Here is a 25,266-nt window from a genome sequence, read left to right as displayed (position 1 = left end):
GGAACGGGTCGCCTGGCCAGTGTCGCCGCCTAGCGAGTCGAAGGCTCCTGTGTTCGGCAGGTGCGTGGGATCAGACACGGCTGCGCGCCGTCCACAGCTCGGGGAACACGTTCTTCACGGCCCGCTTCTCCAGCCACGCCACGCCCGCCGAGCCCCCGGTTCCGGTCTTGGCGCCCATCGCGCGCCTGGTCGCCACGAGATGATCGTTGCGCCAGCGCCACACCAGCTCGCCGACGTCCGTCAGCGCCTCGCCGAGCCGTGCCAGGTCGGCGTCCCGATCGCCTGAGTAGATCTCCGTCCACACGGCCTCGACCTCCGCGGACGGCTCGTACCGCTGCGACAGATCCCTTTCCAATACGGCCCGCGGTACGGCGTGACCGCGCCGCGCGAGGAATCCCAGCACCTCGTCGTACAGGCTCGGCTGGTGCAGCGCCTTCTCCAGTTCCGCGTGGACGCGCGGCGCACCCCGGTGCGGCACCAGCATGGACGACGACTTCTCGCCGAGCAGGAACTCCATCCGCCGGTACATCGCCGACTGGAAGCCGGAGCCCTCGCCCAGTGCGGCTCGGTAGGCGTTGAACTCGGTGGGGGTGAGCTGTGACAGCGGCCGCCAGGAGGCGTTCAGTGCCTCGAGTTCGCGTACGCTGCGCTTGAGCGCGTCCATCGCGACGGGCAGCCGGTCCTCGCGCAGTGCGCGGCCGGCGGTCTCCCACTCGTGGACGATGACGGTGAACCACAGCTCCATGACCTGGGTGGTGACCAGGAACGCCATCTCTCCGGGGTCGTCGGAGAGTGGGTGTTGGAGGTGGGCGAGGACGTCCGCATGAACGTAGTCCTCGTACGGGGTCGTGCCCGCGAAGTCGAGGTTCGGGGATTCCGAACCGACACCGGCTTCTCGGGACTCGGGGTGATGCGACATCGCTGTCTCCTCGAGGCGTGCCACCGGGTAGCGGTCCGCTCCCTTCCTCTCGGCACTGGAGCCCCGGTCCCCTCGGGCCCGTCCGTCTCGATACGGCGTCGAGCCCACCAGGCATGATGCGGGATTGTGTCCCGATATGGCAAGTATCGCCGTGCTCGGCTACGGCGCCGTCTTTCCCGCGCCGCTTCCCCGGCCTCCGCTTGGCCATCCCGTTCGAGGAGCTGCGCTACCGCGACACGGCCCCGGTTTACGCCCATCGCATGCCGTCGTCGGAGCAGCGGATGCGGCAGGCCGTCGTCGCCGTGGGGCACCGCGGGCGGCGGGCCGGCCGCACCCGGCAGACCGTGCGGGTCGCATACGCGCTGTCCGAGATGGAGGCAGGCACGCCCGCCGGCGCCTCAGGAGGAGCTGCTGAAGTTCCTGCGCTCGGTGTCGGATCCCATCAGGCTCCAGATACTGCGCCTGCTGGCCGCACGGCCGCGCTCGACCCGCGAGATCGCCGGGTGGATCGGCTCGCCGAGGCCGCCATCTCCAGACACCTGAAGCTCCTCGCGGAGGCCGGGTGGGTGAGCCTGAAACCGTTGTGGGGGCGATCACCTGGCAAGGCCCCATCGGGATCGAGGGCCCGGATGCGCTGCCGCTACGCTTCGGCCGATCAGGCATGCGGCCCGCCCTCCTCTCGGGGAGGGCGGGCGCCGCCGTCAGAAGAGGCCGGACGAAAACTTCATCACGGCCTCTCAACTGAGGCGCGGGAGTAGAGGCCCGCCGACGGATCGAGTTTGGTTCGGGCCTCGAAAATTACGCCAATGGCGGCGAAAACTACACATCGGAAGCGGGCGAAAATGGTGAAAGTTTCACCGCTCGGCGTGCCCTGATGTGCTCACCGAAGGGAAAGGGCCCAGGCTGGAAGCACGGGCCTAGCGAGAGGTCTGCCGACGAAGATCACGGCTCGTTGACGGACCTCGGCCACATTGGATGTACTCAGCGGCATCGCACCACAGCGTAGCGAGGGTCAAGGATGACCCCGCAAGGTGCGCAATTGTTAGCGCTAACAATGCATTCGGTCCGCTGCATATCGGCACCACCGGAGGTCAACCGTGCAGGCAAGTCCACTTCACCCGTCTCCGGGCCGACGCCGTTCACATTGGAGTAGTGCGATGACATGGTTACCTCAACGGGCCAGGCCCCTCGTGGCCCGATGGACGAGTGCGGCAACGGCGATTCTCGTGGCAGCCGCAGTCAGCGTCGTGGTCATGACACAGGTCACCACGCGCCCGGCGCTGGCGCTCAACAACGGCGTGGCACGTACCCCGCCCATGGGATGGAACACCTGGAACACGTTCGGATGCAACATCAACGAAACGCTCATCCGGCAGATGGCAGATGCCATCGTGGCCGCCGGCATGCGGGATCTGGGTTACCGGTACGTCGTGGTCGATGACTGCTGGTTCAACCCGGACCGGGACGCGCAGGGCAACCTGCAGGCTCACCCGACACGGTTCCCGAGCGGCATGCGGGCTCTCGGCGACTACCTGCACGCTCGTGGTCTGTTGTTCGGCATCTACCAGTCTCCGATGGATCAGACCTGCGCGCAGTACTTCGACGCCTTCCCCGGGGCGACCGGCAGCCTCGGCCACGAGGCGCAGGACGCCCGCCAGTTCGCCGCCTGGGGCGTGGACTTCCTCAAGTATGACTGGTGTTCGCCAAGCGGAACGATCAATGACCAGGTGACCGCGTTCGCGAAGATGCGGGATGCGCTGGCCGCCACTGGCCGGCCCATCGTGTACAGCATCAACCCGAACAGCATCCACGAGAAGACCGGCCCACTTCGCAACTGGAGCGATGTGGCCAACATGTGGCGCACCACCGAGGACATCACCAACGCGTGGGACACCGGCCAGACCAACGGGTACCCGATGGGCATCCAGAACATCGTCAACGTCAATGTGCCGCTGGCGTCCTACGCCGGGCCGGGCGGCTTCAACGACCCGGACATGATGGAGGTGGGCCGCAGCGGCCTGACCGCCACGGAGCAGCGTAGCCACTTCGCGCTCTGGGCCGTCATGGCCGCGCCGCTGATCGCGGGGAACGACCTTCGCAGCGCCAGTGCGGAGACCTTGGCCATCTTGAAGAACGCCGACCTGATCGCAGTCAATCAGGATCCACTCGGACTGCAGGCCGTCCAGGTCTCCAACGACGGCACCCGCCGCGTGCTCGCCAAGCGGCTCGCCAACGGCGATGTCGCCGTGGCGCTGTTCAACCAGGGTGGCTCCACGACGACGATCTCCACCACCGCCGCCGCGATCGGCAAGACGGGTTCGTCGTTCACACTCCGCGATCTCTGGACCGGGGCGAGCTCGACCAGCAGCGGCACCATCTCGGCAACGGTGCCGGCGCACGGCACCACCGTCTTCCGCGTCAGCGGCGGCGGAACCTCGACCCCACCGCCCTCCTTCCGGCTGCGTGGCGAAGCGTCCGGCCGGTGCCTGGACGTCAATCAGGCATCCTCGGTCAACGGCGCCCAGATGCTGATCTGGGACTGCCACAACGGGGCCAACCAGCAGTTCACTGAGAGCGGGCGGGCACTGCAGGTGCTGGGCAAGTGCCTGGACGCGCCCCTCAACGCCACCCCCGGCGCCCGCGTACAGATCTGGGACTGCAACGGCGGCGCCAACCAGCAATGGATCTTCAACGGCAACGGCACGATCAGCAACGCCCAGAGCGGGCTATGCCTGGACGTCGACGGAGCGAACACCGGTAACGGCACCGCCGTGATCCTGTGGAACTGCCACACCGGCGCCAACCAACGCTGGGCACGCGCGTAAGCGGCACGTCAAAGCGGCCGCGGAACGCCGCGGCCGCCGGGACGAGTTCGAGCCGGCCGGCGTCGATGGGGACTGTACGGCTACCTGGCCACCCACCCGCCACCCGCCCCTCAGGCTGAGGTCATCTGCCGCGACCGGGCCCCAGCCCAAAAGCAGCGCCAAGATCGCGCCGGGCGCGGCGTTCACCACCAGGTCGCCGAGCCCGGCCCGGGCGTTGCCTCTCAAGCTGGCCGCCAGCTCATCGGCGTTGTATGCCAGGCCCAGGGTGAGCAGCAGCAACACGACGCCGATCTCGGCTCCGGCAGCGACGAACTCCTCGCTGGTGGCCAACGGCAGGATGCCGCCGGTGCCGAACGCCGGCCCGGCGATCAGATACAGCGGATCGGCGAGATACCCACCCGCAACGCCAACGCGCCGAGCAAACCCAGAGCGAGGATGATCGCACCGAATTCCAGGAACAGCAGAGCCGTGTGGTGCACCCGCGGCCTGCCCTCGGGCCAGGATGTCGGCCACGGCGTTGACACCCTCTGCGCCGTCCACCACGACCACCAGGTCACCGGCGGCCAGAACGAAGTCCGGGGCAGGGCTCGCATACACCTGCCCGCCGCGGACGACGGCCACGATCGAGGCGCCGGTACGGGTGCGCACCCGCGCAGCGCCCATCGGACGGCCCGCGTACGGCGAGTCAAATGCGCGATCAAGACATTCCCTGACATCGCAGCATCCTGCGCCGCGTCCTACCTGCACAAATCGGGCGTTTTCGCAGGTGTTGCGGTAGCATCCCTATCGAGGTTCCGGTTCATACCTGCAGGTCGCAGCGCATCCAGCGAGCGATTGTGGTGCGCAGGAGGTGAGTACGGTGCCTGTCCGGCACGACGGTGAGCAGCCCCGGCGGGACCACTACACGGTGCTCGGCGTGGAAAGAACGGCGTCCGCGGCGCAGATCACGTCGGCCTACCGCCGACTGATGCGCGTGCTGCATCCGGATGTCCGCCCCGCCGAGCCGGCGGCACGGGAACGGTTCGCCGAGGTGATCGACGCCTATGCCGTGCTGCGCGACCCCGCCCGGCGCGCCGCCTACGATGCCGAGAGCGGACACGACGCTCCACTCGGAGGCCGGCCAGTTGCCGTCAGGGTCACGCGTACGCCGGATCCTGATCTCGACGTGTCGGCGGGAGCCTTTCACCGGCGTGCTCCGGCTCACGTGGCCGGCGTGATCGTCGACCTTTCTCCTGGTGTGGCGCCGTTGGAACACACGCTGCTGCGGGTGGGGCCGGCCCGGCTCCACCCGGCTCGCAGGGATTCGCGCGACATGCCTCTCCTCGGCTGGCCCACCGCACCCCTGTGGTGGCTCTGAAACCCCGAAGGCAGTGTTCGTGCCATGACGAGGAGGGTGTGAGGAAGGAGGCTGTCGATGACCCGACCTGTCGGTATCGACCTGGGAACGACCAACTCGGTCGTCTGCGTGCTGGAAGCCGGCGAGCCCACCGTTGTTACCAACACCGAAGGATCGCGGACTACCCCTTCGGTGGTCGCGTTCGCCAAGAGCGGTGAGGTGCTGGTCGGCGAGATCGCCAAACGCCAGGCGGTGACCAACGTCGAGCGCACCGCACGCTCGGTGAAACGCCACATGGGCGACGCGTCGTGGCGCTTCCCCGAAACGGGGAGCATCGACGGCAAGCGGTACACCGCACAGGAGATCTCCGCCCGGGTGTTGCAGAAGCTCAAGCGCGACGCCGAGGCCTACCTCGGCGAACGTGTCACGGAGGCCGTCATCACCGTGCCGGCCTACTTCGACGACGCGCAGCGCACCGCCACCAAAGAGGCGGGGGAGATCGCCGGGCTGAAGGTGCTGCGGATCATCAACGAGCCCACGGCGGCCGCGCTGGCGTACGGCCTGGACAAGGAGAACGACCAGACCATCCTGGTCTTCGACCTAGGTGGCGGCACGTTCGACGTGTCGCTGCTGTCCATCGGCGAGGGCGTGGTCGAGGTCAAAGCCACTGCGGGCGACACTCACCTCGGCGGCGACGACTGGGACCAGCGGGTCGTCGATCACCTGGTCACCCAGTTCAAGAATGCCCACGGGGTGGACCTGTCCAAGGACAAGATGGCGACGCAGCGGATGCGTGAGGCAGCCGAGCGGGCCAAGATCGAGCTGTCGTCGACCAGTGAGACCTCGATCAGCCTGCCCTACATCACCGCCTCCGACCAGGGCCCGCTGCACATGGACGAGAAGCTGACCCGCGTGCAGTTCCAGCGGCTCACCCAGGACCTGCTGGAGCGCTGCAAGGGCCCCTTCCACCAGGCGATCGGCGATGCCAGGCTGCAGACCTCCGACATCGACCACGTCATCCTCGTCGGCGGCGCCACGCGCATGCCGGCCGTCGTCGACCTGGTACGGGAGCTGACCGGCGGCAAGGAGCCACACAAGGGCGTCAACCCGGACGAGGTGGTGGCGATCGGCGCCGCCCTGCAGGTCGGCGTGCTCAAAGGCGAGGTCAAGGACGTCCTGCTGCTGGACGTCACCCCGCTGTCGCTGGGCATCGAGACCAAGGGCGGCATCATGACGAAGCTCATCGAGCGCAACACCACGATCCCGACCAAGCGCTCGGAGGTTTTCACCACGGCCGACGACAACCAGCCGTCCGTGGCCATCCAGGTCTACCAGGGCGAGCGCGAGATCGCCGCGTACAACAAGAGGCTCGGCATGTTCGAGCTGACCGGCCTGCCGCCCGCGCCGCGAGGGGTCCCGCAGATCGAGGTCACGTTCGACATCGACGCCAACGGCATCATGAACGTCTCCGCGAAGGATCTCGGCACGGGCCGGGAGCAGTCGATCGTGATCACCGGCGGTTCGGCGCTGCCGAAGGACGACATCGATCGGATGGTGCGCGCGGCGGAGCAGCACGCCGAGGAGGACCGCCGCAGGCGCGAAGCGGCCGAGACCCGCAACAACGCCGAGACGCTCGTCTACTCCACCGAACGGCTGCTGCGCGACAACCCGGACAAGGTGCCCGCGGACGTCAAGTCCGAGGTGGAGGCCGCGCTCGCCGACCTGAAGGACAAGCTGAAGGGCGACGACGTCGAGGCCATCAGGCAGGCCGCGGAGAAGGCGTCGGCCACCGCCCAGAAGATCGGTCAGGCGATCTACGCGCAGACGCAGGGCACCGCCCCGGGTGGCAGCACGGGCACGGGCGGAGGTACAGGTGATCAGCACAGGGCCGGGGAAGAGGAGGTCGTGGACGCGGAGATCGTCGATGAGGACAAGCGCCAGGAGGGTGAGCGATGAGCCGCCGGCCCGATCCCGCACAGCGGGGGCGGCTGCCCGCCCAGAGCGCAGGCGACAGGACCGACTCCGCCGGCACGCCGTCGCCGAATCGCGACGCGCTGACGTCGCCGCCACGGACCCCGGCGGGCCGGGCCGCGGGACGGCCACGGTCACGGACGGCGCGGCTGCAGGCCGACCTCGCCGAACGCACCGCCGACTTGCAGCGGCTCAAAGCGGAGTACGACAACTACCGCAAGCGAGTCCAGCGCGACCAGTCAGTCATGTACGACATCGGGGTGGCGCATGCGCTCCGCAGCCTGCTGCCCGTTCTCGACGCCATCACCCGGGCCCGCGAGCTCGGCGACGTCTACGGCGGCTTCCAGTTGGTTGCCGAGACACTGGAAGCGGAACTCGCGGCGCTCGGCCTGGAAGCCTTCGGCGTGCCGGGCGAGACCTTCGACCCCACGCGCCACGAGGCGGTGGGGTATGTGCCCTCGGCCCGGACCGGCCGCGTGACCTGCAGCGAAATCCTGCTCCGCGGCTATCGGGTCGGTGACCATCTGCTGCGCCCGGCTCGGGTCACGGTCACCGGGCCGCCTCCGCAGGGCGCGGGCTTACACCCAACGGGCAGACCGAGCAGGTAGCACCGTAGGTAGCAAGCGACACCATCACGGCACGGGCCCCGGCCGCGCACGGCGGCCTGGTCCCCAGCACCTGCCACACCGGTGCTTACCCAGGTGCCCGTCGCCTCTCAACCTCAGAGTGCCAACCAGAGAATCGATCATCTCAGCGAAGGCGCACCCAGATCAGGAAGGGAGGCGAACACCCGTGCGCCGCCTGACCAACACCCTCAAGACCGCCGCCCTGCTCGCCTGTTGACCTCCGTCGCCCTGGCGCTGGGCTACTGGGCGGGCGGCCGCACCGGGCTGATCGTGGCCCTCATGCTCGCCGCGGGCCCCGACGTCGCGGCGTACTTCTTCTCCGGCAGGCTCGCGTTGCGGGCGATGCGGGCCCGGCCGAGGTGCCGGGCGTCTTCGCCATGGTCGCCGAGCTGGCTGCCGCAGCGGGTCAGCCCATGCCGCGCCTGTAGGTGAGCCCGATCCGCCAGCCGAACGCCTTCGCCACCGGCCGCAGTCCTCGCTACGCGGCCGTGTGCGTTACCGAAGGCATCCTCGAGCTGCTGAGCGCGCGTGACCTGCCGGCCGTGCTCGGCCACGAACTGGCCCGCGTCTACAACCGCGACATCCTGCTGTCCAGCGTCGCCGCCACGCTGGCCCGAGGCATCACCATGCTCGCCAGCCGTGCCAGGAGTTCGCCGCCGATGACGACGGCGCCGTCCTCACGGGCGACCCCCTGGCCCTCGCCGAGGCGCTGGAGAAGATCCACGCTTGGACGCGCAGGATGCCGCTGCCCGCCGCCGGGCAGCGCGACATCCCGGCGCGGCCCCCATCGCCCACGTCTCCCGGCAGGGTCCGCGGGCAGTTGCACAGCCGGCAACCAGCCGAGCGTGAAGAGCTGTCGGCGTCGGCGATCACGAGGGCGCACCGGCCGGCGCATCGATCGGCAGCGCGGGGCGGAGGTCGTGGATCGGGCATCGCGGGGTGACTGTCATTCACCTTCCCGCTTGCCGTCTGCCATCAGGACACCCACGGACACGACGCTCCGCTGCGCCGTCCGTGGCAGGAGGCCTACCGGTCGGGTCGCCCCGGGCCGCCGACCCGCGGCAGAGGTCCACCGGCACCTCGCCCGTACCGAGCGGCGGGGGAACCGGCACAGGCGCCGCCGGCTCTCCCGCGCCGACCAGGCCGGACCGGCTGGCCGCGAGGATGAGATCGGCGATCAGCTCGGGCGCGTCGTTCATGGGCACGTGACCGCAGCCGGGCAGCCACACCAGCCGCGCCCGCGGGATCATCGTCAGCACCCGTGCCGCCTGGCGGCCGGGCAGAATGCGGTCGCAGCTGCCCCAGGCGATCGTCACGGGGATGCCGGGGATTTCGCCGCTGAACAGGTCAGGTGCCCGCCCGGCCCGCAACGTCGCGGTGAACCCCCGCGCCTCGCGCAGCGCCCGCAGTCCCGCCACGACGGTCTCCGGCGTGCAACGCCCGGTCTGTCCGTACAGGGTGCCGGTCAAGACGGCCTGCCCGGCGGCGGTCCTTGACAGCCGCTCCAGTGCACCCTCGGGCAGCAGCCGGGTGCCGTACCAGGCCGCGGTCAGCATGCCGAACGCGTACCGCCGTTCGGCCGCTGTCCAGAACCCTGCCGGGGCGAGCGCGGTCACGCTGCGGGCCAGGCCCGCCTGCGCCAGCCGCAACGCGATCAGCCCGCCGAGGGAATGCCCCACCACGTGCGGCCGATCGAGTCCCAGCGCGGCGAACAGCGCACGCAGCGCGGACACCGTGGTCGGGAGGTCGCGAGGCACGGAGGGGGGCAGATCCGGGGACTGCCCGAACCCGGGCAGATCCACCGCGATCGTCTCGCGCGCGTCGATCAGGTGCGGCACCACCGCGTCCCACGCGCGCCGGTGGTGACCGATGCCGTGCAGGAGTACGACCGGCTCCCCGGTCCCGCGCCGCTCGCAGGCCATGGTGACCGGCGCCAGACCGGCCAGTTGGCCTTCCACGAAGCGCGCCGCAGCAGCTTCTCGGAGGTTGGCCGCGTGCGGAGAAGGGAAGGACGCCGACGGTGCGCCCGCTGCGATCGGGGAGGAGATCCGGGCAGCAGGAAGCGTCGCGGCGCGGAGCACCTTGCGCGGGCCTTCGGCCGCGGAGCGCAGGGAGGAAAGCAGCGCGCCCATGAGATCACCTCACCGAGCCACGGTCTCCTTCACGTAACCAGGACCAGCATAAATTGAGCCTACTTCTTCTCAACTTTCTGAGGCTGGAAGAATTCCCTTCGTGGTGGCCCAGGTACGGCAACCCTGGTAACAATGAAGAATTTTCACCGGCTATACCGCTGACCTGCGGTGATGTACGGCTCTTTGGCTGAAGTCTCGATTCATTCACTTTAGAAGGTTTTTAATCTCCGATTAGCCTCAATTCGTCAGCGGGCTGTGTTGCGTGAGTGGCTCCGCAGTTTGCCCGTAATGTCCCCGAGGCGGTTGGGGTGGGCCGTCGCATGTCGCTGCGGGGGCGCCGGGTTCCACGGGCCCGGGGCTGGGCTCCTTCCTGATCGTTGCGGCGAGGTCCGGCCCTCAGGCGAGGGCGGGCAGGTCGGTGAGGCGCTGCCAGGCCAGGACGAACGCCTGGGCCCAGGGCCAGGTGCGTTCGATCCGCAGGTAGCGACGCCGGGCGTGGGCGCTCAGGCGGGCGGGCAGGTGGTAGAGCCGGTAGCGCATGGTGTCCGGTTCGGCGCGCTCAAGGCCGTCTTGATCGTGTAGAGCGAGTAGGCGTACCCAGCAGTCCAGATCGTGGCCGAGGTTGGCGGCCACGATCCAGCCTTGGTTGACGGTCCAGTCCTGGCTGGGCAGGTTGCGCAGGCCCATCGCCTTGCCGGCGCGCACCCGGTCTTCGACCACCGCGTGTGCGCGGGCCAGAGCGTCCAGCCACTGCGGATGGTGGGAGCCGGCGATGCCCCACATACGGCCGATGTTGGTGGCGATGATCGAGTACTTCCAGCCGGTGCGGGTCTCGAATGCGGTGAGGTTCTTGCGATGGCGGGCCGAGGGGCGGACCCGGCGTACCAGCAGCCGCATGCCCTCCGGCCAGCCGTTGCGCTGGTTCAGGCCGGTCAGCTCCGCCACGTGATAGCCCTGCTGGAGGCCGCCGTTCTGATCAAGGGAGTCGGCCCAGGCGGTGGCGGGCAGGCGGGCGATCGCCTGCTCGTCGAGTGTGGTGATGGTCCAGCCGACCAGGTAGCGCACGGTGCGGCGGGTGGTGTTCAACCCTTCCAGATGGGTCAGCAGGTCATGGGTGGCGCCCGCGCCGTCCACTCGGACGAGGATCTTGGCCCGGCAGGAGTTCGGGATCTGAGCCAGGGCCTCGCTCAGCACGCGCAGGTGGTCGGCGACGGTGTTACTGCCCGCGTTGCCCTCACGTAGCAGCATCGCCAGCGATTCTTGGGTGTTGGCGCACCAGCAGGCCAGCGGGTGAAAGCCATAGGTCTTCTTGAACGTGACGGCCGCCCCGTGCTTGTCGGAGACCGAGGTGATGATGGTGGCGTCGATGTCTATGACGATCCAGCCCAGCAGCCGTTTGCCGGCCACCTTCAGCCAGGGAAAGCCGCCGGGGCGCAGGTGCAGCAGCTGCCAGACCTGGCCTCGTACCCTTGCCCGGGCCTTGGCGATGCGGGCCAGCATCGGCTCGTCCAGGCTGGCCAGCGCACGGCGGGTGGTGGAGTCCGACGGCGCCACTCCGAACAGCGCCGCCTGGTGGGCTTGCAGTCGCTCGGCCTCTAGCAGGCTCCGCGCGCCGCACACGATCGCTGCGGCCAGGCTGACCAGCACGTGCGCGCGATCGCGCCAGGTTGCACTCTGTCCGTCGGGCCACAGGCCGCCGAGTGCCTCGGTCAGCCCCACCCGGTCAGCGATCTTGTGCAACAGCACCGCGCCCGCGTGACCGACCAGTCCCTTTCCATCGGCGGCAACAGACAACCGCCGGTCCCACCCGGTACGCTCACTCACCAGAAAGGTGCACCTGCTTCTGCAGTGGATATGGCTTCGACACCCGAATCCTTGCAGTTCAGGGGCACCTTTTCTCATGTTCTAGAGGACAGCTACCGCCTCGGTTGAATACCTGGGGTTAATGATCGCGGATCGTCCTCGTGTTCACTCCCGAGGACCTCGGCCGCGTCCGCATCGCCCCACGCCCCGACCCGATGTGGGAGATGGTGCTGAGCCTGCATCTTCTCCAGGCCAGGGGCGGCGGCACCGCGATGGCCGCCTGGCGCCGGCAGGTCCGCGACACCAAGGTGTCCAAGCCCTGGTCGCGACTCCGCGCCGACGGGTCCGCCTTCGAGGGGCGTCACCGCCCGCCGCATGGCGGCATCGCCCGCGGCCGCCAGCAGCACCAGCACAACCACGACCTGCTCTTCCGCGGCGTACTGGCCGGCTCGGCCCTGGTCGGTCACCTGGAGTCGATCCGCTACCTCGCCCCGGACGTGGCCATCGTCTACGGCACCGCCTCGGCCTGATGCCCTGGCGGAGCAAGCTGCCCAAGAGGCGCCTGTCCCGGCAGACCATCGTCTTGGTTCGCACCCCCACCGGCTGGAAGATCAGCGCCATCCACAACGGCCGGGTCCGCCCCATCGGCGTCCCCGTACCCGACGCCTTCCCGTCCAAGATGTCCCAACTGATGAGCCGCGTCGCCCGCCGCCTCGGCCTCGGCCGACGCTGAACCCGCCCCCTCATCATGCGTGCACGGTTCTCCCGAAGGTCGCCCTAGCGATCGGTGTGTTCACGGCCGCTGAGCGGTCTGGAGTGGGACTTGCGTCTGGAGTTCCTCCTTATCGAGGCCCTGCACGATGAAGCGGAGCAGCTGATGGCGGCAAGGCCCCCGTCGCGCGCCAAGTCTGGGATGCACGACGATCGTCGCGCCGGTGTCGCCGGCCCCGGTCTTGAATGACGCCGGTCGGGCCCCTGGACGGGGCTGGGCGGCTGGCACGGCCGCAGTGTTGCCCCGGGCGTCCCACCAACGGCGAATCACTGTTAGCAATCGAACGAATACGGACATGAAGGAAGTGGGGCGGGTTCGGATTCAGGGGGGAGCCGAACCCGCGACAGGCGCGGGCGTCTGGCTCTTGAGCAGGAGGCCGGGCGTCCGCGCTCCCGTGTGCGGCGCCCCCGCAACCTCGGCATTTCGTCGCCATCTCGCTACTATCGACGCTGCCCTGCTGGCGACGAGCTGAGACACGTCCTTGCCGACCGGCCGGACACGAGATCATGGCCATCATCCAGCGCGGGGCAGGGAAACCCCCGGACGGGTTCACGCCCCCAGCGAGGTCCCCGCCGGCGCAGCCCGACACGCTGGCCGCGCCACCGAATAGTTCGAGTTCGACAGCCACCAAGGCTCACGCCGCAATGGCACAGGCTCTAGCCGCGGCCACGGCCGGACAAGTAGTCACGGACGCGGTCGGCCAGCCCCGCGCCGGGAGCCAGCAGCTTGTTCAGCGGTGGCCGGGGGGGCCGACGGATGCGGACGGGTAGGAGCCTTTTCTTTGGCGGATTGGACCTTCTGGCCCAGCTCGAGCAAGTTCTCCGAGGCGGCATGTTCGGCCAATGCCGGGAACAGGTTGTTCTCCTCGTCCTGCACGTGCGAGGTCACGTCGGCGACCAGCCGGCGAACCAGCGCGTCGAAGTCCGCGGCGGCGGCCGTGTCCGTCTTCTCCAGCTCATTGAGAACCCGCTCCACTTCGGCGTGGTCGGAAAGCTCCTTGTCGGCGATCGCGTCGCCATTCGGGACGTACTGGCGCACCGCCGGGTACAGGTGCATCTCTTCGGCGACCGAATGCCGCACCAGTTCGATGGTGACGGCGTCGGCGATCCGACGGCGCGCCTGCGGGTCGGTCTCGGTCGTCAGCTGGGCGAACATGTCCTCCACCTCACGATGATCGTGGGTGAGGACCTCGATGACACTACGTTGGGTCCCTGCTCCTTCGAATGGACCAACCGTACGAGCGTTACCCTTGGGGTCACTCGTTGCGAACCGCTTCCTCGCACGGGCCTCACAGACCCACCCGGCACCACATCTGTGCGACCGGGTGATATCACCGCCAAGCGGGTACGAGCCGGCCGAGAATCCGATACGCGCCGTCTGCCGCCAGTTCTGCCGCAGTTGCTCTTCGACCTGCTGGTCCTGCTGCTGCTCCGTGAGGCGATCGGTGCCGGTGCCGACCAGCAACTGGCGGCTGTTGTCGCCTGACGGTCTTTTACCGTCTGGGGGAGAGCGTGGGCGCAGCTTAGCGTTCTGGAGGGTTGGGATACCTGCTTTAGGTCGCAAAATCGACGGGGGATGTGCCGTCGGTGTCTGCGGGCGGGGAAGGGGCGAACGGGAGGCATCCAGGGCGTCGCCGCACGCCGATCGGCTGGGCGCTGCGCCGGCCTCTCGTTGACCAGTGCTGTGGCCGGCGAAGGAAATCGCTATGACACGCCGCGTTCGGGACGTGATGAGCAGGGATGTCGTGATGGTGAGCGTGGATTCCTCGCTGATCACGGTCTCTCCGGACGATGGGGAGTGGTACGCCGTGGAGCTGATGCGCCTGCACGCGGTGCGCCGGCTGCCGGTGCTCGACCACGGGGGGCCGGCAGGCGTGCTGTCGCTGGGAGTCCTGGCCATCGATCTGGAGCGCGACTCGGCGCCGGCGGCCATCAGCGCGGCTCCACCAAACTCGGGGGCTCACCGTCTTATGACGGATTCTCGCAGCGGCGAGCCAGCCGCGTCGGTCCGCGAGCCCGTGCGCGGCCCGTGGCGGCAGGCGACACGCGCAGGTCTGGCCTGTAACGGCTGAGCCTTCGCCAAGCGCGGCGGCGGTTGGTCGCTTGAGCGGCCATGCCGTACCAGACGAAAGAAAGGAGTGGTCCATGAAGTTCGCCGACAGAGTCAAGAAGATCGTCGAGTCCAAGCCGTTCTGCGCCGCGGCAGGTGCCGGCGGCTACGCCGTCGACCGGCTGCTCAGGATGGGGTCCCGCGACGTTCCGCGCACCGCCCGCGCGCTGCCGGGCAGGACGGCCGAGACGATCACCCAGGATCTGCCCGCCAAGGCCCGCGGCTATGCCGACACCGCCGTGGCCAGGGCGGCCAAGGTCTACGACGACCTTGCCATCCGGGGGCGTCAGATCGTCAGCAGCGCCAGCGGCCGTGCCGCGCACGAGTTCGAGGACGTCTCCCAGGCGGCAAAGCCCAGGGCCGGCCGCGCCAACGTCCGTGGCCGCAGGCAGGAACCGGTCGTGACCCCGTCGCGGGCCGGCGCTCGGATGCGCAGGAAGCAGGAATCCGTGGTGCAGCCGTCTCCTGCCGGAGCCCAGAAGCAGGGCGCCACGCAGGCTGGCACATCGCATGCACGAGGCAAGCCGACACGCAGGGCCTGATCATCGAGCCTTCCGCGGCCCCGCCCGCCCGGGTCGGTCCCGAGCCGGGCGGGCGGGGCCGGTGAGTGCGGGACGGTCAGGTGTCGGCAGCCGGGTCCGTGCAGCAGCGGCGGACCGTTCAGCGGCGCTGGTTGGAGTGGGTACTCCGCTGTGGCGTGTTGGCGGCAGGGTTCGGGACAAGCTGCTGGTACACGCGCTCGTATCCCTCGGCCATGACGTGCACGTCGAAGTAGCGTTCTACGTGCCGGCGGCAGGTCAACGGGTCGAGCTCGCCGGCCGCGTCGATCGCGTCAGGCAGTTCCTCCGGATTGTGGAGGGCGAAGCCGGTCCGGCCGTGGACCACGATCTCGGGCACCGAGCCCCTGGCGAGCGCTACCACCGGCGTACCACAGGCCATGGCCTCGATCATGACCATGCCGAAGGGCTCCTCCCACTGGATGGGAAAGAGCAGGCAGCGGGCGGCGGCGAGCAGCCGGCGCTTGCGCTGCGCGCCGGCCTCGCCCACATAGGAGACATCGGGGCCGAGCCTGGGCCTGACGTGCTGGTCGAAGTAGGCGTGTTCGACAGGTTCGACGAGCTTGCCGGCCAGGACGATGCGACGCCGGGCGGCACGGGCGGCGTCGATCGCCAGGTGTGCCCCCTTGTAGTCGCAGAACCGGCCCAGCCACAGCACCCAGTCCTCCTTTCGCTCTCGGTAGGGGAAGGTGGCGACGTCGAGCGCGTTGTACACGGTGGCGACCCAGTTGAGGTCGGGCGCGAGCAGCCGCTGGGCCTCGGAGATGGCCACCAGGAAGACCGACGTGCCGAGCGCCCGGTAGTAGTCACGGAATTCGCCGACGGGACAGCTATGACAGGTGACCAGGGTCGGCGTCGTCCGCGCGGCGGCAGTCAGCGGGCCTGCCCGCGAATGGTCATGCACGATGTCGGCGTCCAGGCCGGTCAGCATGCGGTGCGCCTGCGCGGCCTGCAGTAGCTCGGGCATCGGTTCGCCGATCCGCTGCGACGGCGCCCGTGGGAAGGTGCGCAGAAAGCGTGCCGGTACGGCGGTGTGTCCGGCGCCTATGAGCGTGACATCATGCCCTCGCCGCACCAGTCCCGTGATGAGTTGGGCCAGCATGAACTCGATTCCGCCATACCCTTGAGGCGGCACGTCGTGCCAGGGCGGGGCGATCATCACGATGCGCAACGCTTCCCCCGTTAACGGTTTGCTTGCGGTCCGGCCGGGATCGGGCAGCTCTGCCGACGGCTCCGTCAGGCCCCTGCACGGTCGTCCCGGCGGCATGTCAGCCCGGTGGTGAGCCGGCCGCTGGTCGGCGGTCGCGTCGGCGCGGCAGACAGCATGATCGCCTGTCGCGGACCGCGCGTCTGCGGACGCTCGATGACAAGACGAGCCTTCTTCCCCTGGTCGTAGCCTCGTAACGTCGGCTCCCAGCCTGAGCTGGCCGGTAAAGCTCACCGTGACCGTCCCGCCCGGCACCTCGGCGACGGTCACCCTGCCCGACGGCACGTCCTTCGAGGCAGGGCCCGGCCGCCACCGCGCCGTGGGTTCGCGCGGGGACCTGCGTTACCGCACCGCGGCGAAGACCGGGTTGGAGTAGAACCAGAGGTCTTCCCACGGGTTGGCCTGGCCGGGCACGTCGATGGCGGGCCCGGCCGGGTCGACGTCGGCGCCGAAGTTGCCCGGCGCGCTGCGCTTGCCGTCGGTGCCGCGCACCCGCACGTAGAACGAGGTCTCGGCGGTGACCTCGTGCTCCAGCGTGACCGTGCCGGTGCGACCGGAGACGTCCCAGGACCTGACCACGCGGGTGTCAGGGGCACGGAAGCTGCTGCGGTCGGCGGCGGGGCCGGTGACCGTGCCGAGTATCAGGTCCACGCGGGCCGCGCGGGGCACCAGGCCGGTGGCGTTGGGCCGGTCGGCCAGGTCGACGGTGACCGTCACCTTGACCTTCTCGCCGCGCCTTACCCGCTCGGCGCCGCCCATCGGAGTGCGGCCCAGCCGCAGGTCGAGCCCGGCGATGAGGTCGCCGAAGCAGACCCACATGCGGCCCGCGCGCATGGCCTCGATGACCTGGCGGTAGCCGAAGCCGGTGGCGCCGACCCAGGTCTTGTTGTAGACGCCGGGTGGCAGGGAGCTGTACTCGGTGATCGGCCGGCCGGCATTGACCGGGTCGGGGAAGCGGCCGGTCGAGTTGAAGGTGTCGCCCCGGTCGTTGTAGGGGATGGAGTCGTAGCCGGTCTGGTTGAGCGGGTCGACCGGGTTCTTCACCCAGTCACCGCAGCCCTGGTGACCGTCGGAGGTGGTGGTGATCCACCACGGCAGGCCCTCGGCCAGCATGCTGTCCCACAGCCCGCCGACGGCGGCGGTCATCCAGTCGAAGCCGCCCCAGGTCCGGTAGGCCTCGGCGGGGTAGCCAGGGAAGGACCAAGTGCCGGGGTTGGAGTCGTACAGGCCGCGGCCCCTGGCCATGCCGGGCGCGGGCAGGCCGGCGGCCTGGTGACCGGGCGCGCCCTCCATGCCGATCACGATCTCGGGTGCGGTGTCCCGCCAGGCCCGGGTCTCGGCGGGGGAGTTGATGCCCAGCCGCGCGGGGTGGTTGGGGAGCACCAGCGCGTCGTCGATCCGGCCGCGCCGTACGGCCTCGCGCAGGAACTGGATGGCCTTGACGGCCAGCTCCTCGTTGGCGGGTGTGCCGTCCCTGGTGCCGTTCACCCTGGCGTCGTGCTTGGAGACGAACTCCTGCAGGAAGGCGGCTTCGTTGCGGCCGGGGGCGAGCATCAGCGTCGTGTGCTCCCCGGCCGGAATGTTCCACTCCAGCCCAGTGAAGATCAGCAGGTTGTCGCCGTGCTGGTCCCTGGCCGCGCGGATGTCGGCCACCAGCGGGTTGACGCTGTGGGTGGCGAAGGGCACGTTGCCGTGGTCGGTGATGACGATCCAGTCCAGGCCGCCTGCCACCGCGCGCTCGGCCTGTGCGGCGACCGGGTACATGGCGTCGTTGCTGTACTGGGAGTGCAGGTGGTGGTCACCAGCCAGCCACAGATAGCCGCGCCGGCGCTCAGGGCGCCTGGGAGAGTCAGCCCGGGCCGCTGCCGGGCTGGCAACCACCGCGCCCGCGCCCACCAGGCCCGCTCCGGCGAGGAGCGCTCGTCGATCCTTGTTCACGTTCACAGGTCCTCTTTCTCCAGGATCGCTGGGCAAGGGAACAACCGCAGATACGAGAACTCCTCATGAACGCCGCTACATGCACGTGTAACCTTCGCTCTACGGCCGCGGCCATGAGGATTGCGCGCTTACTGCCGCCGTTCGTCCTGCTGGTCGCGATCTGGGTGCCGCTGCCCGCGCCCGCCGCGCCGCCGGCGGATCGCCCGGGGCTAGTTCAGGGCTGTGGTACGCCGTCGCCTCGGCGACGAGCAGCCGGCGCAGCTCCCACGAGATGTGCGTGTCGTAGGCGTCCTTCGGTTGGGAAGGGTCACGTCCACGGAGCGGGAAGTCCGGCAGGACAGCCTTCCGAGGGCCACGCGAGCGCTGGTTATCGGGCTAGCGGGAGGGGATGGGTGGCGCCGGTTACGCGGCGGCGTACAGTGGCGGTCTGGTCGAGATCGGGGCGGAGCCGGACTCCGTGGCCGGGGGCCGTTCCCGGGCTCAGCCGACCGGCGGAGATGTCCGGCAGGCCGGTGACAAGCTGCGGATACCAGCTGGAGTAGTAGGCCCTGGTGGTCTCCTGGATGAACACGTGCGGCAGATGGACGGCCAGGTGCGCCGAGGCGGCCAGCACCACGGGCCCGCTGCAGTCGTGCAGCGCGAGGGGCACTTCGGCTGCGAGCGTGCGCTCGGCCAGAGCCAGGACTTCGCTGATCCCGCCACACCAGCCGAGGTCGGCGATGAGGACGTCCACCCCGCGCCGATCGAGTAGAGGGGCCACGGCCGTGCGGCCGCCCAGCGTCTCACCGGCGGCGATCGGAACCGGGCTGGACGCTCGCAGTTCGCCGAGCTCGGCGTAGCGATCCGGCCGTATCGGGTCCTCGACCCACAGGGGATCGAACTCCGCGAGCGCCGCCAGAATGACCCGCGCCGCGGAAGGCTCCCACAAGCCGTGCAGTTCCACGAGGAGACGCATGCGATCACCGACGGCGTCGCGCACCTTGCGCAAGGGGCCGAGCCCGGCATCGAGGTCGGCCCGGCTGATCTCGCGTCCCGCCGAACGTTCGGCGTAGACGTCGAAGGGCCAGATCTTCATGGCCGACACCCCCTCGGACAGGAGATCCTCGGCCAGCCGGTCGGCGTGGTGGAGGAAGCCGTAGAGGTCCTCGTGGCGTCCCTCGCCGGCCACCCCCCAGTTGGCCGACTTCTGGCCGCTGGGGTGGCGCATGTAGTGCGGGCCCGCGCAGGTGTTGTAGATCTGCACGTCGCTCCTGACCCGGCCGCCGAGCAGTTCGGTCATTGGCAGGCCGGCCTCCTGGCCCATCGCGTCCCACAGTGCCAGGTCAACGGCCGACAGCGCGCGGACCTCGGCGCCGCTGCCCAGGTAGCCGACATAGCCCTCCAGCTCCGTCAGCAGCGCCCGCAGCTCGTCCGCGTCCCGCGGCATGGCGCGCCCGACCAGGGCGGGCGCCAGAGCCTCGTGGAGGTGCGCCTCGGCCGCGGCGGCGCCGTAGTAGGTCTCGCCCAGCCCGACGATTCCCGAATCGAGGTGCACCTGAACCAGCAGCAGGTTGGGCAGTTCCTCGACGACGAGTGTCTCGATGCCTTCGATGCTCATGCATGTCTTCTTATCGGCCAGACTGGTCTGACCGCAACTCCTGGGTGATGTCCGGCATGGTTGACGAAACCTTCTGTTTACCTACATGGTGGTCTGACCGGTAAGCCCGCAAAGGAGTCTGCGATGCCGTTGACGACACGTACGATCGCCGGCCTGGCCCTCATAGCCGCCACCGTGACGGCCTGCGCCCCTGGTGCCGCACCCACCGAAGCCCCCGACGCGGGCAAGGCCGTGTCCAGTGCGCTGCCGACCGAGCCGGTCACGTTGACACTGAGCCACTTCGAGGAAGGCGGCCAGGGGAAGGCGATCGAGCAGCTGGCCGCCAAGTATCAGCAGCTTCACCCCAACATCACGATCAAACCGACCTACACGGCCTTCGCCGACTACGGCAAGAACATCAAGCTGCAGATGTCCTCGGAATCGGCGCCCGACATCGCCCAGGCCGGCCAGGCGCAGACGATGCAGGGCCCGCTGGTCCAGGCGGGCCTGCTCCGGCCGCTGGATGAGTACGCCAAGCTGTACGGCTGGAGCGAGCGGTTCAAGCCTGGCCTGCTCGACCAGGCCCGGTTCTCCAAGGACGGCAAGACCTTCGGCACCGGCGAGCTGTACGGCATAGCCTTGGGCGGCAACCTGGTCGGCATCTACTACAACCGGGACAAGCTCGCCAAGCTCGGCATCACCACCCCCTTCAAGGATCTGGCCGCCTTCCAGGACGCGCTGGCCAAGGCCAAGGCGGCGGGCGAGACGCCGATCCAGCTCGGCAACCTGGAGGCCTGGCCGGGCAATCACGTGCTGTCCGACCTGATCGCTCAGTATGAGCCGCTCGAGAACGGGCTCAACTGGGTCTACGGCCGCAAGGGCGCCACCTTCGACAGTCCCGGTGTGCAGCAGGCCACCAAGACCCTCGCGGAATGGGCCAAGAGCGGCTACATCGACTCCTCCGCCAACGGCACTTCCGACAGCGACGGCGTCGGCAAGTTCATCAAGGGCAAGGGCGTCTTCATGGTCTCCGGCAGCTGGAACCGGTCGCGTATCGACGAGAACATGGACGGCAAGGCAGGATTCACCGCGATGCCGCCGGTCAAGGCCGGTGACCCGGTCCGCGCGACGGGCGCGACCACCTCGCCGTTCAGCATCTCCGCCAAGACCAAGTACCCCGACGTCGCCGCCAACTTCATCGACTTCATGACCCGGCCGGAGAACGCGGCCACGCTCTTCCAGGGCGGTTACCTGCCCGTCGCCGAGCGTGACGCGGGCAAGCCCAAGGCGGGCAGTGCCCAGGAGGGTTTGGTGGAGGCCTGGCAGCAGGTTCTCGCCGACGACGGGCTGGCGCTCTACCTCGACTGGGCGACCCCGTCGATGGGCGACACCCTCTTCCCCGCGGTCCAGCAGCTGATCGCCGGTAAGACGACGCCGGACAAGCTCATCTCCACGGTCCAGGAGAACTGGGCCGACGAACGCGGCAACGGCTAGGGCGATATGAGGGCCAACTCCAGAGTCGCCTACCTGTACATCCTGCCCGGTTTTCTGGTCTTCGCGCTGTTCGTTCTGGTGCCGCTGGGGCATACCGCCTGGCTGTCGCTGTACGACTGGGACGGCATCACTCTCGGCACCTGGACCGGGCTGGACAACTACACCGAGCAGCTGGCCGATCCGGACGTCCGCACCGCTTTCAGCCACTCGATGGTGTTCCTGTTCTTCTTCGCCGCGCTGCCCGTCGGCCTGGGACTGGTGCTGGCCTCGGTACTGTCGCGGTTCCGGCTGCGCGGGCTGGGCTTCTTCCGCACCGTGATCTTCCTGCCCCAGGTGGTGACCGCGGTGGTGGTCGGCATCGCGTGGCGGTGGATGTACGCCGACGAGGGGACCATCAACCAGCTGCTGTCCGCGGTCGGCCTGGACGGGCTGGCCCGCGCCTGGCTGGGTGACTTCACCTGGGCGCTGCCCGCGCTCGGGCTGGTCGGCACCTGGGTGATGTCCGGGCTGTGCATGGTGTTGTTCCTGGCCGGCATCAGCAAGATTGACGCCAGTCTGTACGAAGCGGCCCGCGTCGACGGAGCCGGACCGGTCAGGGAGTTCTTCGCGGTGACCTTGCCAGGACTCAAGCAGGAGATGGCCGTGGGGCTCACGCTCACCACGATCGCCGCACTGCGCTCCTTCGACCTGGTCTACGTCACCACCGGTGGCGGCCCGGGCAACGCCACCAACGTCCCCGGTTTCGAGATCTACAAGCTGGCCTTCCGCCAGGGGGCCGTGGGCGAAGCCTGTGCGGTCGCCGTGATGCTCACCGTGCTCATCTTCACCGTGGTCCTGTTGATCACCCGGTTGCTGCGGGAGAAGCTGTGAACGCCCGTTTCGAACGGCTCGGCGCCTACACCTTCCTGTGCCTGTTCGCCCTTGCCGTATTGCTCCCCCTGTTCAGCATCCTCTCGGTCGCCCTGCAGCCCCAGGGGGCGCCGGTCACCGGCCTGAGCTGGCCAGACGATCCGCAGTGGGGCAACTTCGCGCGGGCGTGGACCACCGGCTCCTTCGGCGACCTCATCACCTCGAGCGTGATCGTCGCGGTGGTGGTGGTCCCGGTCGCGACGGTGCTGTCGATCATGACCGGGTACGCCTTCGGCACCATGCGGTTCCGCGGCAGCACCCCGCTGTTCTACGTGATGCTGATCGGCATCGTCATGCCGTACGAGGCCACTGTCGTGCCGCTCTACTACGACCTGCGCCAGTTCGGTCTCACCGACAACTACCTGGGCCTGATGCTGCCCGAGATCGGGTTGTCGGTGTCGTTCGGCACGTTCTGGATGCGGGCCTTCTTCCTTTCCACGCCCCGCGCGCTGATCGAGGCGGCCCGCATGGACGGCGCCAACTCCTTCACCGTCCTGTTCCGTATCTTGCTGCCTGTCGCCCGGCCCGCCGTCACCACGCTCATGGTCCTGTTCTTCGTCTGGAGCTGGAACGAGTTCCTGCTGTCGCTGGTGCTGCTGCAGGATCCGGCGGTCCGCACCGCGCCCGCAGGCCTCGGCCTGTTCGTCGGCCAGCGCACCACCGACGTCGCCGGGCTGTCGGCCGGGGCCCTCATCGTCACCGTCCCCGTCGTCATCGTCTACCTCTTCCTGCAACGCCATGTGATCCGCGGCATGCTGCAGGGTGCCGTCAAGGGCTGACTCTTTCGCAGGAAGGCTCCGTACGTGTCCCACACCATCGACTTCCGGTTCGCGCCTCCCTCGCGCTGGACAGCGATCTGCCTGCCCGACGACCCGCACAAGACCCTGGTCCGCGAGGACGGCGCCCTGCTCTACGGCTTCACACAGACGCACCTCGCGGCCTGGCACTTCGCCACCGTCGTGGAGTTCTCCGCCCAGACCGCCGACCGGCCCGTCTCGGTGACCCAGCGCACCGAGTCCGCCGCACGCCCCATCGTGGTCACCACCATGCGCTACCCCCGGCTGGAGCTCACCCTGACCGCCTTCGCCCACGAGCACGACGGCTTCCGCGCCGATGTCGTGATGTGGGAGCTGACGCACATCGGTGACGACGGCGAGGTGCTCACCGGACTGCACATCGACCACCACGACCGCGACGCGGTGCTGACGGGTGGCACGACACCGTTCCACGTCGCCTACTCGGTGGCGCCCGAGCAGGCTCCTGCCCAGCCGATCTGGGTGGACGACACCGCCGAACAGGACGGCACGCCGCTCGGCCCTGTCGCCCTGGTCCACCGGCCGCAACGGCTCCATCTCGCCCACCCGACCGGATTCCGCCCGGCCACCGGCCTTGACGTCACCCCCGAGATCCTGCGACCAGGCGGGCGTACCGGCGGGGCACTGGTCCTGCCGCAGCCGGCCGTGGCCGAGACGCCCGCCATCGCGGACCTGGCCTGGGCCGAGGCCGCCCTGACCCGTGCCCGCGCCTTCTGGGACGAGCTTCCAGCGCTACGGCTGCCGATCACCGTGCCCGACCCGGCCGTGCAGGACCTGCTGGTGGCCTGCGTGCGCAACCTGCTGCAGGCGCGGGAGATCCGCGACGGGCTGCCGGTGCCGCAGGTCGGCGCCACGGTCTACCGCGGCTTGTGGATCGTCGACGGCCATTTCATCCTGGAGGCGGCCCGCTACCTCGGCTTTGCCGCCGACGCCGACGCCGGTGTGCGGGTCCTCCTGCGCCGGGCCAGACCCGACGGCTCCATCACCGGGTTGGAGCTGGCACCGCACATCAAGGAGACCGCGATCGCGATCGCCACGTTGGTGCGGCAGTCGGAGCTCAGCGCCGACCCGCGCGGCGCGCTCAGCTCGCACTGGCCGGTGGTGCTGCGCGCCATCGACCACATCGCCGGCCTGCGCCGCCAGGCCGACGCGTTGCCCACAGGCCACCCGCTGCACGGCCTGATGCCGCCGGCGTTCGCCGACGGGGGAGTGGCAGGCGTGCGGGCGGAGTACACCACCACGCTGTGGACGCTCGCGGGGCTGCGCGCCGCGGTCAGGGGAGCGACGATGCTCGGCCGCGCATCCGATCGCGACGCGATTCACGCGCAGTACCTCCAGCTGCGCGCCAACTTCGACACGGCGGCCCGCCGGCACCGCGAGGAAGGACTCGCGTACCTGCCCATGATCCACCCGGAGAGCGGCTCGCATCACTACCACGCGGGTCCCGTCGAGGCCGACGTGGCCGCATGGCATCGGATCCGGCCCGGCAGCGCCACGTGGGCGCTGTGCCAGGCCATCTGGCCGGGCGAGGTGTTCGAGCCCGGCGACCACGTGGTCACCGACCTGCTGGCGCTGTTCGACGCGCTCGATGACGAGCAGGGGATTCCTGCCGAGACCGGGTGGCTGCCCTACCGCGCCGTCTGGCCCTACGCCGCCTCGTTCGCCGCGCACGCGTGGCTCTACGCCGGCCGTGCCGACAAGGCGGTCGACTACCTCTACGCCTTCGCCAACCATGCCGCGCCCACCCGCGTCTGGCGGGAGGAGCAGTCGCTGACCGTCACCGGCAACGGGCAGCTGTGGGGGGACATGCCGCACAACTGGGCCTCGGCCGAATTCGTGCGGCTGGTCAGGCATCTGCTGCTGTTCGAGCGGGACGACACACTCGAACTGCTGCCTGCCGTACCGGCTGGGTGGTTCGGGGCCGGTCAGACCATCGAGCTGGAGCGCAGCACCACCCGCTTCGGGCCGGTCAGCCTGCACGTCACGACCGAGCACACGGACGTGGTCACGGTCACCGTCCGCTACACCCGCCAGGGCGACAGCCACCCGGCACCGGACCGGCTCTCCCTGAGCCTGCCCCTTCCCGAGGGGGCCGCGGAGCGGCCGACCGAGATCACCGTCGACGGCCGCGTGGTGCCGCCCGCCGACGGGCGGATCCCGCTGGCCACGGTCGACGACGTCACCGTCCGCATGACCTACCGTCGGCTATCATGATCAGGGACGTTTGCCTCCGGCGGGGGCGGGAAATAGCATCCGGTCTGACCGCGCGGGGTGCTG

General features: G+C 69.3%; 26 protein-coding genes and 1 pseudogene. 17 read left to right on the top strand and 10 right to left on the bottom strand.

Annotated features, from left to right (window positions below):
* Positions 1–70: 70 nt before the first annotated feature.
* Both EDD27_RS19105 and EDD27_RS54365 read right to left on the bottom strand, forming a co-directional pair.
* The gene (locus EDD27_RS19105; RefSeq protein ID WP_127933617.1) at positions 71–919 is read right to left on the bottom strand and encodes a tryptophan 2,3-dioxygenase family protein; all 849 of its coding nucleotides are present in this window, start codon (positions 917–919) and stop codon (positions 71–73) included.
* Positions 920–1,317: 398 nt separating this feature from the next.
* Positions 1,318–1,458 (bottom strand): hypothetical protein, encoded by a 141-nt coding sequence (locus EDD27_RS54365; protein ID WP_164903689.1) that lies wholly within the window; start codon positions 1,456–1,458, stop codon positions 1,318–1,320.
* Between the two features lie 714 nt (positions 1,459–2,172).
* Between EDD27_RS54365 and EDD27_RS19100 the strand changes: the two genes are divergently transcribed.
* Positions 2,173–3,744: a glycoside hydrolase family 27 protein gene (locus EDD27_RS19100; RefSeq protein ID WP_206641511.1), complete on the top strand. Its 1,572-nt coding sequence runs from the start codon at positions 2,173–2,175 to the stop codon at positions 3,742–3,744.
* On the opposite strand, the gene EDD27_RS56665 is transcribed toward EDD27_RS19100, so the two are convergent.
* A complete protein-coding gene (locus EDD27_RS56665; RefSeq protein ID WP_277750730.1) occupies positions 3,646–4,491 on the bottom strand; it encodes a cation:proton antiporter regulatory subunit in 846 nt (281 codons plus the stop codon). The two genes, EDD27_RS19100 and EDD27_RS56665, sit on opposite strands and share 99 nt — an antisense overlap.
* A gap of 103 nt (positions 4,492–4,594) precedes the next feature.
* Here EDD27_RS56665 and EDD27_RS19085 point away from each other — a divergent pair, with 103 nt between their 5' ends.
* The 5 genes and pseudogenes from EDD27_RS19085 to EDD27_RS58325 form a co-directional block, all read left to right on the top strand.
* Positions 4,595–5,101, top strand: a complete 507-nt coding sequence (locus tag EDD27_RS19085; protein WP_206641510.1) for a J domain-containing protein — start codon at positions 4,595–4,597, stop codon at positions 5,099–5,101.
* Between the two features lie 57 nt (positions 5,102–5,158).
* Positions 5,159–7,036, top strand: a complete 1,878-nt coding sequence (dnaK, locus tag EDD27_RS19080; RefSeq protein WP_127933615.1) for a molecular chaperone DnaK — start codon at positions 5,159–5,161, stop codon at positions 7,034–7,036.
* A complete protein-coding gene (gene grpE, locus EDD27_RS19075) occupies positions 7,033–7,659 on the top strand; it encodes a nucleotide exchange factor GrpE (protein ID WP_127933614.1) in 627 nt (208 codons plus the stop codon). Before dnaK ends, grpE begins: the two co-directional genes overlap by 4 nt.
* A 231-nt stretch (positions 7,660–7,890) precedes the next feature.
* Positions 7,891–8,109: a hypothetical protein gene (locus EDD27_RS56660; RefSeq protein ID WP_241564128.1), complete on the top strand. Its 219-nt coding sequence runs from the start codon at positions 7,891–7,893 to the stop codon at positions 8,107–8,109.
* A pseudogene (locus tag EDD27_RS58325) lies at positions 8,106–8,234 on the top strand (M48 family metalloprotease); the annotation flags it as partial. The gene EDD27_RS56660 and the pseudogene EDD27_RS58325, both read left to right, overlap by 4 nt.
* A gap of 11 nt (positions 8,235–8,245) precedes the next feature.
* On the opposite strand, the gene EDD27_RS56650 reads toward EDD27_RS58325, so the two are convergent.
* From EDD27_RS56650 to EDD27_RS19060, 3 genes are all read right to left on the bottom strand, one after another.
* The gene (locus EDD27_RS56650) at positions 8,246–8,401 is read right to left on the bottom strand and encodes a hypothetical protein (protein ID WP_241564127.1); all 156 of its coding nucleotides are present in this window, start codon (positions 8,399–8,401) and stop codon (positions 8,246–8,248) included.
* Positions 8,402–8,627: 226 nt separating this feature from the next.
* On the bottom strand, positions 8,628–9,809 hold the full coding sequence (locus tag EDD27_RS19065) for an alpha/beta fold hydrolase (protein WP_206641509.1): 1,182 nt from the start codon (positions 9,807–9,809) through the stop codon (positions 8,628–8,630).
* A 396-nt stretch (positions 9,810–10,205) separates the two neighbouring features.
* The gene (locus tag EDD27_RS19060; protein WP_241563790.1) at positions 10,206–11,633 is read right to left on the bottom strand and encodes an IS1380 family transposase; all 1,428 of its coding nucleotides are present in this window, start codon (positions 11,631–11,633) and stop codon (positions 10,206–10,208) included.
* A 140-nt stretch (positions 11,634–11,773) separates the two neighbouring features.
* On the opposite strand from EDD27_RS19060, the gene EDD27_RS55590 reads away from it, so the two are divergent.
* The 3 genes from EDD27_RS55590 to EDD27_RS54360 all read left to right on the top strand — a co-directional run bounded on the left by EDD27_RS55590 (position 11,774) and on the right by EDD27_RS54360 (position 12,573).
* Positions 11,774–12,142, top strand: a complete 369-nt coding sequence (locus EDD27_RS55590) for a hypothetical protein (RefSeq protein ID WP_206641508.1) — start codon at positions 11,774–11,776, stop codon at positions 12,140–12,142.
* Positions 12,142–12,345 (top strand): hypothetical protein, encoded by a 204-nt coding sequence (locus EDD27_RS55585; protein ID WP_206641507.1) that lies wholly within the window; start codon positions 12,142–12,144, stop codon positions 12,343–12,345. Before EDD27_RS55590 ends, EDD27_RS55585 begins: the two co-directional genes overlap by 1 nt.
* A 90-nt stretch (positions 12,346–12,435) precedes the next feature.
* Entirely contained in the window at positions 12,436–12,573 is a 138-nt protein-coding gene (locus EDD27_RS54360) for a hypothetical protein (protein WP_164903688.1), read from the top strand.
* A gap of 495 nt (positions 12,574–13,068) precedes the next feature.
* On the opposite strand, the gene EDD27_RS19050 is transcribed toward EDD27_RS54360, so the two are convergent.
* On the bottom strand, positions 13,069–13,539 hold the full coding sequence (locus EDD27_RS19050; protein WP_241564126.1) for a hemerythrin domain-containing protein: 471 nt from the start codon (positions 13,537–13,539) through the stop codon (positions 13,069–13,071).
* A 159-nt stretch (positions 13,540–13,698) separates the two neighbouring features.
* Here EDD27_RS19050 and EDD27_RS54355 point away from each other — a divergent pair, with 159 nt between their 5' ends.
* From EDD27_RS54355 to EDD27_RS19040, 3 genes are all read left to right on the top strand, one after another.
* Positions 13,699–13,869, top strand: coding sequence for a hypothetical protein (locus tag EDD27_RS54355; protein WP_164903687.1), 171 nt, complete (start codon positions 13,699–13,701; stop codon positions 13,867–13,869).
* A gap of 220 nt (positions 13,870–14,089) precedes the next feature.
* Positions 14,090–14,455 (top strand): CBS domain-containing protein, encoded by a 366-nt coding sequence (locus EDD27_RS19045; RefSeq protein ID WP_127933613.1) that lies wholly within the window; start codon positions 14,090–14,092, stop codon positions 14,453–14,455.
* 73 nt (positions 14,456–14,528) lie between these two features.
* Positions 14,529–15,035, top strand: coding sequence for a hypothetical protein (locus EDD27_RS19040; RefSeq protein WP_127933612.1), 507 nt, complete (start codon positions 14,529–14,531; stop codon positions 15,033–15,035).
* 118 nt (positions 15,036–15,153) lie between these two features.
* Here EDD27_RS19040 and EDD27_RS19035 read toward each other — a convergent pair whose 3' ends face one another.
* Entirely contained in the window at positions 15,154–16,212 is a 1,059-nt protein-coding gene (locus EDD27_RS19035) for a glycosyltransferase family 4 protein (protein ID WP_241564817.1), read from the bottom strand.
* Between the two features lie 280 nt (positions 16,213–16,492).
* Between EDD27_RS19035 and EDD27_RS54350 the strand changes: the two genes are divergently transcribed.
* The gene (locus EDD27_RS54350; protein WP_164903686.1) at positions 16,493–16,633 is read left to right on the top strand and encodes a hypothetical protein; all 141 of its coding nucleotides are present in this window, start codon (positions 16,493–16,495) and stop codon (positions 16,631–16,633) included.
* Here EDD27_RS54350 and EDD27_RS19030 read toward each other — a convergent pair.
* Together EDD27_RS19030 and EDD27_RS19025 are read right to left on the bottom strand one after the other, a co-directional pair.
* Positions 16,600–18,195, bottom strand: coding sequence for a PHP domain-containing protein (locus EDD27_RS19030; RefSeq protein WP_241564125.1), 1,596 nt, complete (start codon positions 18,193–18,195; stop codon positions 16,600–16,602). The two genes, EDD27_RS54350 and EDD27_RS19030, sit on opposite strands and share 34 nt — an antisense overlap.
* A 367-nt stretch (positions 18,196–18,562) precedes the next feature.
* On the bottom strand, positions 18,563–19,792 hold the full coding sequence (locus tag EDD27_RS19025; RefSeq protein ID WP_127933610.1) for a mandelate racemase/muconate lactonizing enzyme family protein: 1,230 nt from the start codon (positions 19,790–19,792) through the stop codon (positions 18,563–18,565).
* A 123-nt stretch (positions 19,793–19,915) separates the two neighbouring features.
* Between EDD27_RS19025 and EDD27_RS19020 the strand changes: the two genes are divergently transcribed.
* Genes EDD27_RS19020 through EDD27_RS19005 form a run of 4 tightly spaced genes read left to right on the top strand, consistent with a single transcriptional unit; the run spans position 19,916 to position 25,203 of the window.
* Positions 19,916–21,265, top strand: a complete 1,350-nt coding sequence (locus tag EDD27_RS19020; RefSeq protein WP_127933609.1) for an ABC transporter substrate-binding protein — start codon at positions 19,916–19,918, stop codon at positions 21,263–21,265.
* Between the two features lie 6 nt (positions 21,266–21,271).
* A complete protein-coding gene (locus EDD27_RS19015; RefSeq protein ID WP_127933608.1) occupies positions 21,272–22,135 on the top strand; it encodes a carbohydrate ABC transporter permease in 864 nt (287 codons plus the stop codon).
* Positions 22,132–22,953: a carbohydrate ABC transporter permease gene (locus tag EDD27_RS19010; RefSeq protein WP_127933607.1), complete on the top strand. Its 822-nt coding sequence runs from the start codon at positions 22,132–22,134 to the stop codon at positions 22,951–22,953. The genes EDD27_RS19015 and EDD27_RS19010 overlap by 4 nt, the downstream gene beginning before the upstream one ends.
* Positions 22,954–22,977: 24 nt before the next feature.
* A complete protein-coding gene (locus EDD27_RS19005; RefSeq protein WP_127933606.1) occupies positions 22,978–25,203 on the top strand; it encodes a hypothetical protein in 2,226 nt (741 codons plus the stop codon).
* Positions 25,204–25,266: the final 63 nt, after the last annotated feature.

It is taken from the genome of Nonomuraea polychroma, from assembly GCF_004011505.1.
GTDB classification, from domain to species: Bacteria; Actinomycetota; Actinomycetes; order Streptosporangiales; family Streptosporangiaceae; genus Nonomuraea; species Nonomuraea polychroma.
The sequence above is the reverse complement of the archived record's forward strand: the minus strand, read 5'-3'. Positions and strand labels throughout refer to the sequence as shown.

Bases quoted from the DNA above. Each gene is read 5' to 3' on its own strand.
- grpE (WP_127933614.1), top strand. From the start codon at position 7,033: ATGAGCCGCCGGCCCGATCCCGCACAGCGGGGGCGGCTGCCCGCCCAG.
- EDD27_RS19040 (WP_127933612.1), top strand. From the start codon at position 14,529: ATGAAGTTCGCCGACAGAGTCAAGAAGATCGTCGAGTCCAAGCCGTTC.
- EDD27_RS19100 (WP_206641511.1), top strand. From the start codon at position 2,173: ATGACACAGGTCACCACGCGCCCGGCGCTGGCGCTCAACAACGGCGTG.
- EDD27_RS19050 (WP_241564126.1), bottom strand. From the start codon at position 13,539: ATGTTCGCCCAGCTGACGACCGAGACCGACCCGCAGGCGCGCCGTCGG.
- EDD27_RS19015 (WP_127933608.1), top strand. From the start codon at position 21,272: ATGAGGGCCAACTCCAGAGTCGCCTACCTGTACATCCTGCCCGGTTTT.
- EDD27_RS19025 (WP_127933610.1), bottom strand. From the start codon at position 19,792: ATGAGCATCGAAGGCATCGAGACACTCGTCGTCGAGGAACTGCCCAAC.
- EDD27_RS19105 (WP_127933617.1), bottom strand. From the start codon at position 919: ATGTCGCATCACCCCGAGTCCCGAGAAGCCGGTGTCGGTTCGGAATCC.
- dnaK (WP_127933615.1), top strand. From the start codon at position 5,159: ATGACCCGACCTGTCGGTATCGACCTGGGAACGACCAACTCGGTCGTC.
- EDD27_RS19020 (WP_127933609.1), top strand. From the start codon at position 19,916: ATGCCGTTGACGACACGTACGATCGCCGGCCTGGCCCTCATAGCCGCC.
- EDD27_RS55585 (WP_206641507.1), top strand. From the start codon at position 12,142: ATGCCCTGGCGGAGCAAGCTGCCCAAGAGGCGCCTGTCCCGGCAGACC.
- EDD27_RS19045 (WP_127933613.1), top strand. From the start codon at position 14,090: ATGACACGCCGCGTTCGGGACGTGATGAGCAGGGATGTCGTGATGGTG.
- EDD27_RS19065 (WP_206641509.1), bottom strand. From the start codon at position 9,809: ATGGGCGCGCTGCTTTCCTCCCTGCGCTCCGCGGCCGAAGGCCCGCGC.